This is a genomic window from Candidatus Zixiibacteriota bacterium (assembly GCA_014728145.1).
Taxonomy (GTDB): domain Bacteria; phylum Zixibacteria; class MSB-5A5; order JAABVY01; family JAABVY01; genus WJMC01.
The window spans coordinates 1-16,483 of sequence record WJMC01000202.1; the positions used below are offsets into that span (position 1 = coordinate 1).

Sequence of the window (16,483 nt, forward strand, 5' to 3'; positions counted from 1 at the left end):
GCGTTGCGGCGTAAGTTCAAAACTCTGGATCTCGACTCCGTCAGTAAGATGAAAGGTTGATGTGCTGAATTTACTCTGGCTGATACCGGCTTTGCCTTTTGCCGGGTTCACGATCCTGGCACTTCTGGGCAGGCGCCTGCCGAAAAGTATCAATACCCTGATCGGTGTTGGTTCGATCGGATTGTCAGCAATTATCGCAATCCTGATCGGAATCGAGTTCATGACTGCTCCGCCTGAAGGTGGCAGTTTCGTTCAGACGCTCTGGTCATGGTTCGAAGTAGGCGGCTTAAGCCTGTCGATATCGTTTCATCTGGACGCGCTCTCGCTTCTGATGATCCTGGTGGTGACCTTCGTGGCCTTCCTGATTCATCTCTATTCCAGCGAGTTTATGTCCGACGATGAAGGGTACAGCCGCTTTTTCGCCTACATGAATCTCTTCGTCGGTTCGATGTTGACTCTGGTGATGGGCGCTAACCTGGTGCTTCTGTATCTGGGCTGGGAGGGTGTCGGCCTGTGCAGTTATCTTTTGATCGGATTCTGGTATAAGGATCGCGCCAACGGCGCGGCCGCCCGCAAAGCGTTTATCGTAACCAGAATAGGCGATACCGCCCTGGCGATCGGACTGTTTCTGCTCTTTTTCAACCTGGATACATTGAACATCCAACAGTTGATGGACAGCGCGCTTCAAAACTGGGAGCCTGGTTCACAGCTTGCGGTTGCCTCCGCGCTTCTGCTTCTGGGTGGAGCGGTCGGTAAATCGGCCCAGCTTCCGCTTCAAACCTGGCTGCCGGATGCTATGGCTGGTCCGACACCGGTCAGCGCGCTTATTCATGCCGCCACCATGGTTACCGCCGGCGTTTACCTGATCGCCAGAACCCATGTGATTTTCGAACTGGCGCCTCTGGCACAGACCATAGTCGCCATCATCGGCGCGGCCACGCTTCTGATCGCCGGATGCAGCGCGCTGGCACAACGTGATATCAAACGCGTCTTAGCCTATTCTACTATCAGCCAGATCGGATATATGTTCTTAGCACTGGGCGTGGGCGCATATTCCGCGGCGATGTTTCATTTCATGACCCACGCCTTCTTCAAGGCCTTGCTGTTTTTGGGCGCCGGCGCGCTGATACTTTCTCTGCATCACGAACACGATATGTTCAAGATGGGCGGGATGAGAAAACATATGCCGACCACCTTCTGGACATTTTTAGTCGGCGGAGCTTCCCTGGCGGCGTTGCCATTGGTAACCTCCGGATTCTACAGCAAGGATCTGATCCTGTGGAAAGCCTGGACCTCGCCCGCGGGCGGGCCGATCTTCTGGCTGGCGGGAATTATGGGAGCCCTGATTACGGCCATATACACTTTCCGGATGATCTTTGTAACCTTCTTCGGCGAGGCCAAAATTATACCCGAAACACTGCCCGGAAACAGAATCAAGCTGCCCCTTATCGTCTTGGCGGTGCTGGCGACTGTGGGAGGATTTGTGGAGATGCCTCATACCCTGGGCCATTTCGCACCCTTCGGTAAGTTCATGCATTCAGTTTTACCGCATATACAAGTTCATTACAGCATCACGACCGAACTGCTCTTCCAGCTGATCGCATTGGTGGTAACTTTAAGCGGTGTCTATATCGCCTACCTGTTTTATCTCCGCAAACCTGAGCTGGCTGAAAACATCGGGCGTCGAGGACCGGGTAAATCCCTGTATCGGTTCTTTATTGCCGGATGGGGTTTTGATCGGATCTATTACCGTCAGTTCGTCTATCCATTCGTCAGTCTGGCCAAAGTCAACAAAGATGATGTAGTCGATTCATTCTATAAATTCATCGCGCTGTTGACAAAACTGATGCATTTCACGTTCAGCCTGACCCAAAACGGCAAACTGCGTTTCTACGCCGGCGGGATCGCTCTGGGCGCGGTGATTGTAATCTGGCTGGTGGTGTTCTCATGATTTTAGTCTGGCTTCTGATCATTCCTCTGGCGGCCGGGCTTCTGGCCTGGATCTTCGGACGCAACAATCATCTCTTCGCCCGCTGGATATCACTACTGGCCATGCTCGCCGACCTGGCTTTGGCACTCAGCCTCTGGTTTAAGCATTTCGAGCAGATCGATCTTGTGGCCGGGGGTGGATGGCTGATCGAATACAGCCTCGCATGGGTCCCGCAACTGGGGATCAGTTTCTATCTGGGTGTGGACGGGCTCAGTATCCTGATGATCGTGCTCTCGGCATTTCTGGGAGTGCTGGCAGTAGCGACCTCATGGAGCGAGATCACAAAAAAAGTCGGCTTTTTCCATTTTAACCTGATGTGGATCATGGCCGGAATCATCGGCGTATTCATGGCCCTCGACCTGTTTTTATTCTACTTCTTCTGGGAGCTGATGCTGGTTCCGATGTACTTTTTGATCGGTATCTGGGGCCACGAAAAACGCCTCTATGCCGCGGTCAAATTCTTCATCTTCACTCAGCTTTCAGGCCTTCTGATGCTGGCGGCGATACTGGGGCTGTACTTTGTGCACCAGAATCAGACCGGAATTTATACATTTAACTATAACGATCTTCTGGGCACTCCGCTGGCGGTCTCTGTGGGACGCTGGCTGATGCTCGGATTCTTTGCCGCCTTCGCGGTCAAACTGCCGGCGTTTCCATTTCATCCCTGGCTGGCTGATGCCCATACCGAGGCGCCCACAGCAGGTTCAGTTATCCTGGCCGGACTGCTTCTGAAGACCGGTGCCTATGGTTTTTTGCGGTTTGTGTTGCCTCTGTTTCCCGAGGCCTCCGAATATATCGCTCCGGCGGCTATGATCATCGGGGTGGTAGGGATAATCTACGGCGCAATCTTAGCTTTCGGTCAGACTGACCTGAAACGGCTGGTGGCCTACACCTCGGTCAGTCATATGGGCTTCGTCATACTCGGTATCTTCACCTTCAATCAACTCGCCCTGCAGGGTGTGGTGATGCAGATGATCTGTCACGGCCTCTCCACCGGCGGACTGTTTATCATTGCCGGGCATCTGCAGGAACAGATACATACGCGCGACATGAACCGGATGGGGGGTATGTGGGAAAACCTGCCACGTTTCGGCGGTGTGGCGATGTTTTTCGCGCTGGCTTCTCTGGGACTGCCCGGACTGGGCAACTTCGTGGGCGAATTCCTGGTTTTGATCGGCACTTTTCAGACCGATGTCATCCTGACTATCGCGGCCGCAACCGGCCTGGTCTTTGCCGCCATCTACTCCCTCTGGATCATCCAGCAGACTTTTCATGGAGAGAAACGGGCCGATTGGAAAATCAGGGACCTGTCACCCCGTTTCATACTGATTTTTGCGTTGATGATCATACCCTTGGTAATACTGGGACTTTTCCCGCAACCGGTGATCGACACTGCCCAGCCCGCAATCGAGCGCTTAGAACGAATCAACACGATCGACAAGCCTGAGTATTCGGGAGTTGACCTGACCGAAGCAGATCGCGATCGCAGATTTTCGAAGGGAGGCGATTGATGCAGTCGGCATATCTTAACGCGCCCCTTCCATATATTATTTTAGCGGCCGTCTCGCTAATGATAATTATCGCGATCTCGATCAAACGAAATCATGCCTTCGCAATGGGGCTTTCTGTAATCGGCATGATCGCCGCTTTTATAACATTATTTACTAATGATACCGCGGAAAGCACCTATGGCCTGCTGGTTTTCGGACCGGCGGCTCAGTTCTTTACCGGACTGTTTTTATCATCCGGTATAGTAATCGCGTTTCTCGGATATGACTACCTGTATAATCATGACGAACACAGAGAAGAATTCTACCCGGTTCTGCTTCTGGCCATTCTGGGCGCTTCAGTTTTGTCGTCATCGATCAATTTCGTTTCGTTTTTCCTGGGTCTGGAACTGATGACTGTCAGCTTGTATGTAATGATCGCGTACCTGCGCGACAGTTCATTCTCACTGGAGGCTGGTGTAAAATACCTGATCCTGGCGGCGGCCTCCTCGGCTTTTTTGCTGATGGGTATGGCATTTTTATATTTCGAAACCGGAAGTCTCGAGTTCACAGGTCCGATTGTTGAATATGCGCAACAGGGATGGCAGACCAGTATGTTGTTTTTGGCCGGGCTCGCCTTTATGCTGGTCGGAATCGGCTTCAAGCTGGCGGTGGTGCCGTTTCACATGTGGACTGCCGATGTCTACGAGGGCGCACCCGCACCGGTGACAGCGTTTGTGGCGACTGTCTCCAAGGGTGCTGTCGTGGCGGTATTACTGCGTCTTTTCTTTTCCGGCGCGGTATCTCAATTCGGTTCAGTCGTTCTGGTCTTGAGCATAATCGCGGGCGCTTCGATGTTTGCCGGAAATATTCTGGCTTTGATGCAGAAGAACGTCAAACGCATACTGGCCTATTCCTCGATCGCTCACCTGGGATATATACTGGTCGCTTTGTTGGCTTACCGCGAGAGCGCGGTCAGCGCGATATCATATTATCTGGTCGTTTATTTCATCACCACTCTGGGTGCCTTCGGGCTGGTCAGCCTGCTTTCCAACAGGAAGGGTGAACCGACCGATATCGACTCCTTCCGCGGGATATTCTGGCGACAGCCTTTGATCGCGATCGTGTTCACCGCGATGCTGATGTCCCTGGCAGGGATACCCCTGACCGGCGGTTTCATCGGCAAATTTATGGTGGTCGTGGCCGGAGTCGAAAGCTCACTCTGGGCTTTGATCATCATCCTGATAGTCAACAGCGCGATCGGAATATATTACTATCTGCGAATCGTTGCGGCTATGTTTTCCGACGCTCCAAAAGAGCTCGATTATTCTCGTGTGAAAGTACCTTTTTCCGGTCAAATGCTTATGACTATACTGACCGTACTTTTAATTTATTTCGGAATATTCCCTGACAACCTGCTCAGTCTTATCGACGGCCTCGTGGATAGTTTCATCCTGAAGTAATTTACCTCAGTTTATCAATAGAAAATCTTTCCGGATATGGATAATTCAACTGGAACATGCGGACTTGTATTGATATTTTATAAATGTACGAATGTTGACATGGAAACACTTTAAACCTCAGAAATAGATGAATTGATATGAGCACAAAAAAGAACGTAGCACAGAAACTGATCGAGAGTCATCTGCTTTCGGGCGAGATGACGCCCGGCGTGGAGATCGGGCTCAAGATCGATCAAACCCTGACACAGGACGCCACCGGCACCATGGTGATGCTGGAACTGGAGGCGATGAACCTCAAGAGAGTACAGACCGAGCTGTCGGCCCAGTATGTCGACCATAATCTTTTGCAAACCGATTTTAAGAATCCCGATGACCATCTTTTCCTGCTCAGCGCATGCCGTCGTTTCGGTGTATGGTACAGCCGTCCCGGCAACGGTGTCAGCCATCCGGTTCATATGGAACGTTTCGGCAGGCCCGGCAAAAGCCTGCTGGGCTCCGACAGCCATACCTGCTCGGCCGGTTCGATGGGTATGCTGGCGATGGGCGCGGGTGGTCTGGAGGTCGCTATCGCCATGGCCGGTGACCCGTATTTTGTCAAGATGCCGAAAATCATGGGTGTCGAGTTGACCGGTGAGCTTCCCGAGTGGGTCTCAGCCAAGGATGTCATTCTGGAGATGCTGCGTCGTCATGGTGTCTCGGGTGGAGTCGGCAAGATTATCGAATACTACGGCCCCGGACTGAAAAGCCTGACCGCTATGGATCGTCACGTAATCGCCAACATGGGCGCGGAGCTGGGCGCGACCACGACCGTTTTTCCGGCAGATGAGGAATTGAGAAAGTTTTTGAAAACCCAGAATCGTGAAGAGGACTGGACCGAGTTGAAAGCCGACCAGGGCGCTGAATACGATGAAACCGATCAGATCGATCTGTCATCGCTTGAACCTTTGATCGCAAAACCGACCAGTCCCGGCAATGTCGTACCGGTCAGCGAAGTAGCCGGCAAAGATATTTACCAGGCGATGGTCGGTTCCTCGGCCAATCCGGGATTGCGTGATTTCGCGATCGCCGCTCTGATCGTCGACAAACGCCAGGTGCACGACCGGGTTTCGCTGGATGTCAATCCGACCTCGCGCCAGATACTGGAAAATCTGACCGGCATGGGACTTCTTTCTAAGTTGATCCGTGCTGGGGGACGGATTCATCAACCGGGATGCAACGGTTGTATCGGTATGGGGCAGGCACCGGCTACCGGACGGATCAGCCTGCGTACAGTACCGCGTAACTTTCCCGGAAGATCAGGAACCAAAGAGGACGCGGTCTATCTCTGCAGCCCGGAAACAGCCGCCGCTTCGGCTTTGACCGGAGTGATCACAGATCCGCGCACACTCGATTTCGAATATCCAAAATTCGAGGAGCCGGAAAAGATAGAGATAAATACTACCATGCTGATCGCGCCGTCCGAAGATGGCGAAAAAATCGAGCTGGAGAAAGGCCCAAATATCAGTTCACTTCCGAGCTTCGATCCATTGCCGGACATGATCGAGGGACCCGTACTGCTTAAAACCGGGGATGATGTCTCCACCGATGAAATCATGCCGGCTGGCACGAAAGTCCTGCCGTTGCGTTCCAACATCCCGGAAATCAGCAAGTTCACCTTCGCCCAGATCGATGAAAACTATTACAATCGCGCCATGGAATATAAACAATCCGGTTCTCTGGTTGTTGGTGGCAAAAATTACGGTCAGGGCTCCAGCCGCGAACATGCCGCCATCGCTCCCCGCTACCTGGGAATCAGGGCGGTACTGGTCAAAAGCTTCGCCCGTATCCACTGGCAGAACCTGATCAATTTCGGTATCCTGCCTCTCACTTTCGAGGATCCGGTCGACTACGACAGGATCGATCAGGAGGATGTGCTGATTATCGAAAACGCGTGTGAGGCGATCCGCAAGGGCAACCAGCTTACCGTCAGGAACAAGACCAAAGATGAGAGCTATATCCTGAGGCATGATATGTCGGAACGCCAGGTCGAGATGATGCTGGCCGGCAGTCTGATCAACATCTTCCGCCAGAAGTTCGATAGCTGACCGGTTTAAACGCTAAAGTTCCAGGAGTGCGCATCATCAGGTCGACTGCCAGAATCGAAGAATGATCCTGCCTGGTTAATATGTAGCTATATAGCTATTATCATCGCTTGTGACCGGATCTTCCTGACATCAGCGGGCGCATAACGATCGGTACCACAACAGTAGTTATTATGGCGACGATTACGATTGCGGAGAACATATTGGCGATTATTGGCGGGGCGGGATCGGGCAGTTCGAACAAACCAGCCCTTAACGCTATATCGGCGATAATCAGCTCCACCGCTCCGCGCGAACTCATGGCCACTCCAACCGCCAGGCTGTTACGGCCGGAGAGGCCGATCAGGCGAGCCGGTACTGAGGCCCCGACCAGCTTGGTCAAAAAGGCGACCGCGATCAGGACAAAAAGAAATAATGGTATTGCCGTAAAAGCACTCAAATCGAGATGCATGCCGATCGACGCGAAAAACAAGGGCGCCAGAAAACCGGTCGTGATTCCCGAGATCTTCTGTTTAACTTCTTCATAAACCCTGTCCTCGATGACCCTTCTGCTGAAGAACAACCCGGCGGCGAAAGCCCCCAGTATGAAATGCATACCGAGATGTTCTGCCAAAACTGAAAAGCCCAGAGCCACGATCAAGAGCAGGCTGAGCTCAAGCTCATCCAGCTTTACATAACGCATCATCTTTTTATGCACCCGGGGCAGTACATAGAGCCCTAAGGCTACCGTGACGACACCGAAGATCAGTATCTGTCCGATCAAAAAAAGAAGCGATTGCAGATCCGGCAATCCCCCGGTCTTGATAATTCCAGTCAATACCGCCAGCAAAACAAGGCTGAGGATATCGTCGTATACAGCCGCGGAAACGATCAACTGGCCGGGCCGGGTATCCAGCAGATTGAGGTCCAAAAGTACCCTGATCGCCACCGGTACCGCGGTGATCGCAAGTCCGGTACCCAGAAACAGTGCCTGTGCCAGTTGATATTCGGATTCAGGCAGAAAGATGTAACCGAGCGCAAGACCGGTCCCCAGTGGTAACAGCATAGCGGAGAGTGCGACTATCAGCGATCCACCCGATTCCTGAACTATCTGCCGTGGACGCATCTCGATCCCGCCCAGAAGCATCAAAAAGAAAATCCCCAGATCGGTCAGCGACATAAAGACTTCATTGTCGGTCAGGTCGGCCAGCACAGGAAATGTGCCCGAGAAATGACCGGCAACCATGCCGAGAAGAATCCCGGCCAAAAGCTCTCCAACCAGGGGCGGTTGCTTGAAGCGAATAGCGATCTCTCCGAAACCGCGGGTCAGTACCAACAGCACCAGAAGTATGTATAGAAGTTCCATAACTGGTATATATTCCTGCCAGACCGAACCGGGGAGAACTCCCCCGGGCGGCCACTATCTAATATTCAAGAATCTAAGCTTTGTCAGTTAAATTGAAAAGATATCTGGTCAATATGTTCCACTGCGGTCGAGGACCACTATCACACCGGTCATAAGTTCGGGATGGTATTTGCAGTAATACCTGTATACTCCGGCCGAATTGAAAAAATGACTGAAGCTGTCATGGGTTTCAAGCTCACCGCTGTCGAACATATCTGTCTGGCTGTCGGGATATCCACTGGTAACGGTATGTGGAATGGAATCATTATTGACCCAGGTCACCTGTCTCCCCTCGACGATCCGCAGGCTGTCGGGATTAAAAGAGGTGTCGATAATCAGGATTTCTTCTGCAACCGGAGGCGCGGTCTCCATCGTGTCCGTGGTCGGATACATCTCCTCTTCAGCTTCTCCGTCACCTCCGCCTCCACAGGCTCCAGCTATTATACTTAGAAATGCGAATATTACGGTTATCGAAAACAAATTTGCTTTTTTGTGAGTAAACATAATATCTCCCCGTATTTTTTTAACGATTGACTGTTGGTTTAAAACTCCGTTGGATAGATTCCGGCGGTTGATACAGAACTCCCAGAAAAAATCCCCACACCAGATGCAATACCAGCATATTTACAGCTGAAGAAACGGATAACTTTGCCATTTGTTTGAATATATCAGAACCAAGCGCACCGGCTATTACCGATGTAATCGTCAGGGCGACAGTCCAGATCAGTCCGAATCCCAACCCCTTGAACCAGCCTTCGCCTGGAAGTTTCAGGTAAACAAACGGCCAGGCAAACGCCAGGGCAAAGATGATGCTGTCGATATGATGCTCGATCATCCACCACAGGTTATCAGTCCCCGGGAACATACCGAACAAACCCAGAAACCCGCCGAAGTACTTATCGATGAAATACATCAGGTACCCGGACACAAAACCCGCAAACAGCAGGCTTTTTACATTTATTCCCCTAACCGTCATTCATGCCTCCATTCAATCTCATTTCAACTATCCTCAATCTACCATTGCGTTCAGTGTCTAAAACAAAACATGGATAACAATATTCCCAATTTTTTATACTCGCAATGCTAAATCATCACGTATTGATTGCGTAGAGTCGCTACGCAGGAGAAACATTAGACTGGCTGGATAAACGTATTTATGTGCTTGTCTGTGTGTGATTTACGAGTATTAATTCGGGTTTTATATCGCTGACTCAGGCACCATACATCAAAACAGGAGAGGAGTTATCGGCTTGCCAAGGAATATATTTCTTCTTATGATTATTTGGGCTACATGATATTCATATGAGTTTTTTAACGAGATAATCGAGATTTAATATGAGTTATGAAGAACTACCACTGCCAGCACATTATTACAAAAGCCGTATAGACCAGGTCTATAAAGTAAACTATCAAAAGCTGGCCGAAGAAGCGATCAGCTGGCGCAAAGAGCATCAGCTCAATGCTGAATACATGCCCGGCCACAGGATCTGTCTTCTCTTGATCGACTGCCAGAATACTTTCTGTACACCCGGTTTCGAGCTCTTCGTAGCCGGAAGATCGGGCAATGCCGCCGTTTTAGACAGCGCCCGTATCTGTGAATTTGTCTATAAAAATATCGGCTTGTTTTCGGATATTATTGCTTCCATGGATACTCATCGTGCACTCCAGATCTTTCATCCGATCTTTTTGGTCGACAAAAACGGTGACTATCCCGAACCGAACACGCAGATTTCACTGGATGATATCAAATCCGGCAGGTACATGGTCAATCCTGATATCACGGATAACTTCGACGGGCAAAGCCAAAAACGCCTTCAGGATTACCTCGAATACTATGTACGACAACTCGAACAGAGCGGACGCCTGCAACTGATGATCTGGCCTTACCATGCCATGCTGGGTGGTATCGGCCATGCGCTCGTGTCCGCCATCGAGGAGGCCCTGTTTTTCTTTACCATGACAAGGCAGAGACAACCGCATATCGAGATAAAAGGCGAGATACCAATGGCCGAGAATTACTCTATATTTCGCCCGGAAGTCGACCGGGACGAAAATGGTCAAAAAATCGCCTCGGAGAACAAAACCTTTTTTGATCGCATTCTCGGCTACGACAGAATCCTGATTGCCGGGCAGGCCAAAAGCCATTGTGTGGCCTGGACGGTCGAGGATCTTCTTTTGGAGATACAGTCTCGCGATCCAAACTTAGCCGAAAAAGTTTATCTCCTCGAGGACTGCAGTTCCGCGGTGGTGATACCAAACGCGGTCGACTTTACAGAACAAGCCGAAAGCGCATTCGAACGCTTCGCCCGGGCGGGGATGAAACTGGTCAAATCGACAGATCCGATATCGTCATGGCCGGGCATGAAATTTTAAGTGGATCAATTCGGAAATATCATCCGCTCCAAAGAAACTGAATACAGGAGGCAGATTTTGAAACCCGCCAGTAACCTCGTACGTCCGCTGTTGACCGACCAATACCAGTTGACTATGGCCTACGCCTATTTTCATGCCGGGCGACATGAAGAAAAAGCCTGCTTCGACATGTTCTTTCGCAATAATCCTTTTAACGGCGAATTCACCGTTTTTGCGGGTCTTTCCGAAGCTTTGAAGTTCGTCAGCAGTTTCAGTTACAGTGATGATGAAATCGAATATATCTGCACCCAGCTTCCCCGCTGTACCCCCGAATTCAAGGACTGGCTCAAACGCCTGGATTGCGCCGAAGTTAAAATCTATTCTCACAGTGAAGGCAACCTGGTCTTCCCACGCGTACCGATGATGCGGGTTGAAGGGCCTCTGGGTATCTGCCAGCTTCTGGAGACTACTCTGCTCAACCTGGTCAGTTACCCCAGCCTGGTAGCCACAAACGCGGCCCGTATGAGACTGGCGGCGGGAGTGGACAAGATCCTGATCGAATTCGGTATGAGACGGGCACAGGGTCCCGACGGTGCGGTCTCGGCGGCGCGTTACAGCTACCTGGGGGGCTTCGATGGGTCCAGCGACATGCTGGCCGGTCGCTTATTCGATATACCTGTCAGCGGGACACAGGCACATTCATATATTTCTTCATTCGCAAAACTTGAAGACCTCAGGAGCAAATCAATCGATGACTTCCGGGGTAAGCAAAGTGGATTTCTCGAAATTGTATTGAAATATCGCGAAGAACTCGCTTTTGATAGCACCAACGAGGGTGAATTGGCGGCTTTTATCGCCTACGCCCAGGCTTTTCCAAACGGCTTTCTGGCCCTTGTGGATACCTATGACACACTCGATTCAGGTGTACCAAATTTCCTCTGCGTCGCGCTGGCATTGAACGAAATCGGTTACGATCCGATTGGTATAAGGCTCGACTCCGGTGATCTCTCGCACCTGTCGAAAGAGACCCGCCGGATGTTCATCGAAACGGGCAAAAGATATGAACTCGACTTTTCAAACCTCAAGATAGTGGCCTCCAACGAAATCAACGAGGAAACCCTGCGTTCGCTGGCAGAGCAGGGACACGAGATAGATATCTTCGGAATCGGAACCCACCTGGTGACCTGCCAGAAAGATCCATCTCTGGGATGTGTTTACAAGCTGGTAGAGATAAACTCCGAAGCACGGATCAAGCTCTCGGAAAGCATTGCCAAGATGACTCTGCCAGCAAAAAAAGATGGTTACCGCCTTTATGGTGAACAGGGTCATCCAATTCTGGATTTGATGATAATGGAGGATGAAGAAAAACCACGAGCCGGGAAAAAGGTATTGTGCTGTCACCCATTTGAGGCCAACAAGCGAACCTATGTCACCCCGGAGCGCGTGGAAGCACTGCATCATCTGGTTTGGGATGGTAAAATAAGAGACGACAACCGCGCACTGACGGATATCCGCAAGTACTCAATGCGGAAAGTCAAGTCCCTGCGCAGGGATCATCTGCGGGCACTCAACCCGACTCCCTACAAGGTCTCACTGAGCGAAAAGCTGTTTAATTTTTCACACACAATGTGGAAACGTGAGGCGCCCGTACGCGAGATCAAGTAAAACGGCGGGTCATACTTAAATGTAAAAACAATAACTGATTTTGATCTCTTTACGATGAAGTTAACATGAATTACTGTTTGTCTTTATCGTCAAAACCTGTCCTGCCGGTATCCTTAGAGGAAGATTGAGAGTCCCGTTTCCGCTTTTTTTCCTCTTCGAGCTGACGCGCGAAATCTCTGACCTCTTCGGTGGGGACACGGTAACCGAGAAACCATCTTTTGAGCTTATACAGAAACGGTTTACCCTTCATGTGACGCTTTTTCATGATCTTATAAGCTCGTTCGAATTTGACCGAGCGGGCGTCATATTTTTCTATCTTCTGCATCAGAAGTTCGACATTATCGCGGCTTTCGATCGCCTCGCGGAAGATAGTGTAGCTCCTGAAATCGAACAGGGATTGTACAATCGGCTCAAAGAAAACCATCACCTGCGAACCGATGAAATTGAGCGGTTTGACTGACTCAATAAACATCAGAGCCGGCACGGTCATGCGCTTTTCGACCACCTTTTTGGCGACCTTATCGAGTACTTCCTCCTGTTCGGGAGGCAGTTTTTCTTCGCTATCTGTTTTCTGGTTCTTCCGGGGCGGAAGCGGAAACATCCTCTCCTGATCGCTCATCTTCCTCTTCTTCCGTTTTAATTTTTTGCCTGACTATCTCCAGAATCCTGTCGCGGTCGGCCGCACCGTATTTCAAAAACAATCCGCGAAAGTTTTCCATCCGCGACGGCCGTGCGAATGTCGAAAGGAACACGCCGTTCTTCTCAGGATAATACGAACGGAACATGCCCCATTTCTTGACCGATTTGGAAATCGTGTAGACCACTTCGATATGGTCTTCGTATAACCTGTAAGTGGTCGGAAAATAAAAAGAACGCATCGACCCGACCAAAACGACAGTGCCGATAATTGTAAAAAAGCGCGACTGGGTCAGGTAGTAAACCAGCACGAGAAGCAGAAACAGAAATACAGTCACCAAAGCGGTCACTATCCAGTTGGCTGTGGCCGGTTGGAAGACCCACTCGTAAAGCGGTCGCTCATCGTGCTTTCTGTCGGTTTGGTTTTCGGCCATGTCAAAACATAGCGCACTCAGGCCGATAAGTCAATACAGAGGCCGATCTATTTGCTTTAAGATTGACTTTATCGCCGGAGGATGTTTTTTGTTATCGGGAAGCGATCATGAAAATTAAGACGACACTATTAATACTTCTGGCGCTAACAGCTTTAGCCACGGCGCAGGCTTTCGACGAGGAAAACAAGCTCTCGATCTTCGAAATCATGCAACCTGATGGCTATTTCGGGACTGCTTTCGCAATCGAGGACAGCGTTCTCGGCAAGGTGCTATTGACCTGCAAGCATGTCCTCCAGGACTCGACCGGTGAATATTTCGATTTCGTGTTCATGCGCAAGAATCGCCTCCGGACCACCCGCCAGGTAGTTTCGGATACCTCTGTACATACCCTTCATCTCAAAGATAAGCGTGAAAAGCTGTTTATCGAGCATCCCGATAAAAACATCGATCTGGTGGCGATCCTGCTCGACCAGCCTCACAAGACCCTGCGCAGAATCGAACCGATCATCGCTTTTGACGGCAACCTGATCATGGACAAGCGGGCCCTGACATATATCGGCATCGACGAGGGCACAGAAGTCGAGATCGTCGGCTTTTCCCTGACCACCATGATCCCATTCGACAACATCAATTATCACACCTCCCGCTTCGGTAAGATCGCGTTGTATACCACTGATGATTACTCGCTTTCGATCGACGGCGAACGCAAAACCGCTAACTTTCTGCTTCTGGACGTCAGTATCCGCCCGGGCGATTCGGGCGCGCCGATAATCGCCAATATCGGCCAGAGGAGCTTTTTCATCGGGGTTGTGGCGGCACTGATGCCTGACACCGAGTTCGGGATTGGGTATCCATCTTACTACATCTATGATTTTCTGATGTCTATCCGCAAACAGCAGAACAACCGTTCTCTTCAGAGCCATCGCAAAAATTGACAATAATTGAAAATAATTACGAGTTATCAGCTTTAGCCCGGTCGAACTGGAGTATCAGCAGAGCGGAGATTATCAATGCTCCCCCTGCCAGATCGGTCGACTTGAGGGTTTGATTAAGAAGCAACCAGCCCATCAGGACCGCACTGACCGGCTCCAGGAGCACCATCAGCCCGGCCCGATGCGACTGCACGGTAGCGATCCCGCGATTGAACAGCAGGTAAGCAAATAATGTAGGCAGAAGCGCGAACCCCAGCAAAAACAGCCAGATTCGCCAGTCGAGAGGCAGGCTGATAGCCGAAATTTCCGGCTCGCTGAAGATAACCATGAATACCGGCCAGAGAAGCAGAAGCCAGATCAACCCGGACAAAAATGACCAGAACGTAATCGTCAAAGAAGGATAGTGCTTATGGCCGGCAAATTTGCGCATGAATATTATATAAATTGAATAACCCAATCCGGAAAGCAGTCCGCAGACATGGCCGAATGAGAACCCGGACTGTTTCAGGTCCCAGATCTGTACGATTACGATCACTCCAACCAGGGATAAAACTGCCGCGAGGATACCGTAGATACTGATCTTCTCTTTCAAGAGCAAAGCAGACAAAATCATGGTATAAACAGGTTGAGTGTACAGTAAAAGCACCGCGGTCGCGACCCCGACCAAAACAGCCGAGGATAGGTAGAACATGAAAAACAGCGCGATTCCGACCAGTCCGAACCAGCCGAAATGCTTGTAATCTGAAGATTTAAGGCGCAGACTGCTGTTAGGGTTGAGACGGTTGTAGATCAGAAACACGACCAGACAAATCGCGATTCTCAGGATGACCTGCTGGATCGTGGATACCTCGTAACGGCTCAGGTAAGTGGCGAAAATCGGGATGGTGCCGTAGAGAATACCCGAGGATGCGATATAAAAATATCCTTTCATATCGTTAATATAGCCTTATATTTCTAAAATTCAATCGACAAACCGAAAGGAATGCGATGAAACTTCTGATGATTTACGCCGACAGTTTCGGCTACACCCCGACTATGAAAACTCTCGAGGAAGCCCCGGAGGTGACAGACGGGCGAGTGTTCGAAAAAGCCCTGGTCGGATTCATCCAGATCGAAGCCGAGGACCAGGATGATGCCGGTTATATCGAGACCAAGCTGGTCAAAAACCTGAAGTGGGCGGCCCGCAAGAATGAGACTGAACTGGTTATCCTGCATTCATTTGCACACCTGTCGGAATCGAAAGCTGAAGCAGATTTTACCAGGCAGTTGTTCGACAGCGCCGAACAGCGCCTGATCCAGGCTGGCTATCGAACCGCCCAGACGCCATTCGGTTACTTCCATGACCTGAAGCTCTCGGCACCGGGATTCCCGCTGGCTCGTCTGTTTAAGGATATTCGTCCCCGATAGCGCAAACCAGCCAGGCAACCGCGCGTATAACTGTAGAGTTTGTGGAACAATCGGGCAAAATCGCTTGTTTTTTTCAGGCGATTGGTTAAATTGCCGATCGTATTTACAGATAGAACCGAAAGGTGGCTTAAGTATGCTTAACATTTCCGAAACTGCCTCAGTTGAACTCAACAAGGTGCTTGATTCGGAACAGGCCAAAGGCAAGAGCCTGATCCTGTACTATATGGGCGCTGGTTGAAGCGGTCCCCAGTTGGGTATGGCTCTGGATGAGTCAACGGATGGATTAAAGAAATTCGAATCGAACGGTATTACCGCTTACATGGACCCGAGGCTGGCAGAATTTCTGGCGCCTCACGGCGACATCAAAGTCGATTTCGTCAACAACCCGATGGGTCAGAGTGGCTACTCGATCAAGATCGGTGAAGGTTGCAAACCTGGTGCCTGCGGTTCAGCAGGAGAGAGCGGATGCGGCACTGACGAGGACAAAGGCGGATGTTGCGGTAGCTGATTGGATTATTACAACAGGATGTTCTATATGACAGCCCTTTAAAGGGCTGTTTTTTTATGGCATAAGCTGTGCCACACGGCTCTTGGAACCAGGCAGTTCCACATAGCGCATGCGGGCCGAATCCAATAAGCCGCGCAGTTGATA

Annotated in this window: 15 protein-coding genes; 9 read left to right on the plus strand and 6 right to left on the minus strand. The window is 50.6% G+C overall.

Going from position 1 to position 16,483, the window contains the following annotated elements; genetic code table 11:
• Positions 1-61 precede the first annotated feature (61 nt).
• From nuoL to GF404_11530, 4 genes are all read left to right on the plus strand, one after another.
• Positions 62-1,951: an NADH-quinone oxidoreductase subunit L gene (gene nuoL, locus GF404_11515; protein MBD3382809.1), complete on the plus strand. Its 1,890-nt coding sequence runs from the start codon at positions 62-64 to the stop codon at positions 1,949-1,951.
• Complete coding sequence (gene nuoM / locus GF404_11520) at positions 1,948-3,501, plus strand: NADH-quinone oxidoreductase subunit M (GenBank protein MBD3382810.1); 1,554 nt, start codon at positions 1,948-1,950, stop codon at positions 3,499-3,501. Before nuoL ends, nuoM begins: the two co-directional genes overlap by 4 nt.
• Positions 3,501-4,940: an NADH-quinone oxidoreductase subunit NuoN gene (nuoN, locus tag GF404_11525; protein ID MBD3382811.1), complete on the plus strand. Its 1,440-nt coding sequence runs from the start codon at positions 3,501-3,503 to the stop codon at positions 4,938-4,940. The genes nuoM and nuoN overlap by 1 nt, the downstream gene beginning before the upstream one ends.
• 137 nt (positions 4,941-5,077) lie before the next feature.
• Complete coding sequence (locus tag GF404_11530) at positions 5,078-7,024, plus strand: aconitate hydratase (GenBank protein MBD3382812.1); 1,947 nt, start codon at positions 5,078-5,080, stop codon at positions 7,022-7,024.
• 100 nt (positions 7,025-7,124) lie between these two features.
• Here GF404_11530 and GF404_11535 read toward each other — a convergent pair whose 3' ends face one another.
• The 3 genes from GF404_11535 to GF404_11545 form a co-directional block, all read right to left on the minus strand.
• Positions 7,125-8,366, minus strand: a complete 1,242-nt coding sequence (locus GF404_11535; GenBank protein ID MBD3382813.1) for a cation:proton antiporter — start codon at positions 8,364-8,366, stop codon at positions 7,125-7,127.
• Positions 8,367-8,474: 108 nt separating this feature from the next.
• On the minus strand, positions 8,475-8,909 hold the full coding sequence (locus tag GF404_11540) for a hypothetical protein (GenBank protein MBD3382814.1): 435 nt from the start codon (positions 8,907-8,909) through the stop codon (positions 8,475-8,477).
• 19 nt (positions 8,910-8,928) lie between these two features.
• A complete protein-coding gene (locus GF404_11545; GenBank protein MBD3382815.1) occupies positions 8,929-9,381 on the minus strand; it encodes a hypothetical protein in 453 nt (150 codons plus the stop codon).
• 359 nt (positions 9,382-9,740) lie between these two features.
• Here GF404_11545 and GF404_11550 point away from each other — a divergent pair, with 359 nt between their 5' ends.
• Positions 9,741-10,778, plus strand: coding sequence for an isochorismatase (locus tag GF404_11550; GenBank protein ID MBD3382816.1), 1,038 nt, complete (start codon positions 9,741-9,743; stop codon positions 10,776-10,778).
• Positions 10,779-10,835: 57 nt separating this feature from the next.
• Positions 10,836-12,422: a nicotinate phosphoribosyltransferase gene (gene pncB / locus GF404_11555; GenBank protein MBD3382817.1), complete on the plus strand. Its 1,587-nt coding sequence runs from the start codon at positions 10,836-10,838 to the stop codon at positions 12,420-12,422.
• A gap of 70 nt (positions 12,423-12,492) precedes the next feature.
• Here the strand turns inward: pncB and GF404_11560 are convergent, their stop codons facing one another.
• Together GF404_11560 and GF404_11565 are read right to left on the minus strand one after the other, a co-directional pair.
• Entirely contained in the window at positions 12,493-13,041 is a 549-nt protein-coding gene (locus GF404_11560) for a hypothetical protein (protein MBD3382818.1), read from the minus strand.
• The gene (locus tag GF404_11565) at positions 12,983-13,492 is read right to left on the minus strand and encodes a hypothetical protein (protein MBD3382819.1); all 510 of its coding nucleotides are present in this window, start codon (positions 13,490-13,492) and stop codon (positions 12,983-12,985) included. The genes GF404_11560 and GF404_11565 overlap by 59 nt, the downstream gene beginning before the upstream one ends.
• A 107-nt stretch (positions 13,493-13,599) precedes the next feature.
• Here GF404_11565 and GF404_11570 point away from each other — a divergent pair, with 107 nt between their 5' ends.
• The gene (locus tag GF404_11570; GenBank protein ID MBD3382820.1) at positions 13,600-14,427 is read left to right on the plus strand and encodes a hypothetical protein; all 828 of its coding nucleotides are present in this window, start codon (positions 13,600-13,602) and stop codon (positions 14,425-14,427) included.
• Positions 14,428-14,443: 16 nt separating this feature from the next.
• Here the strand turns inward: GF404_11570 and GF404_11575 are convergent, their stop codons facing one another.
• Positions 14,444-15,355 (minus strand): EamA family transporter, encoded by a 912-nt coding sequence (locus GF404_11575; GenBank protein ID MBD3382821.1) that lies wholly within the window; start codon positions 15,353-15,355, stop codon positions 14,444-14,446.
• Between the two features lie 56 nt (positions 15,356-15,411).
• Here GF404_11575 and GF404_11580 point away from each other — a divergent pair, with 56 nt between their 5' ends.
• Together GF404_11580 and GF404_11585 are read left to right on the plus strand one after the other, a co-directional pair.
• Entirely contained in the window at positions 15,412-15,831 is a 420-nt protein-coding gene (locus GF404_11580) for a hypothetical protein (protein MBD3382822.1), read from the plus strand.
• 256 nt (positions 15,832-16,087) lie between these two features.
• On the plus strand, positions 16,088-16,339 hold the full coding sequence (locus GF404_11585) for a hypothetical protein (protein MBD3382823.1): 252 nt from the start codon (positions 16,088-16,090) through the stop codon (positions 16,337-16,339).
• The last annotated feature ends 144 nt before the right edge of the window (positions 16,340-16,483 follow it).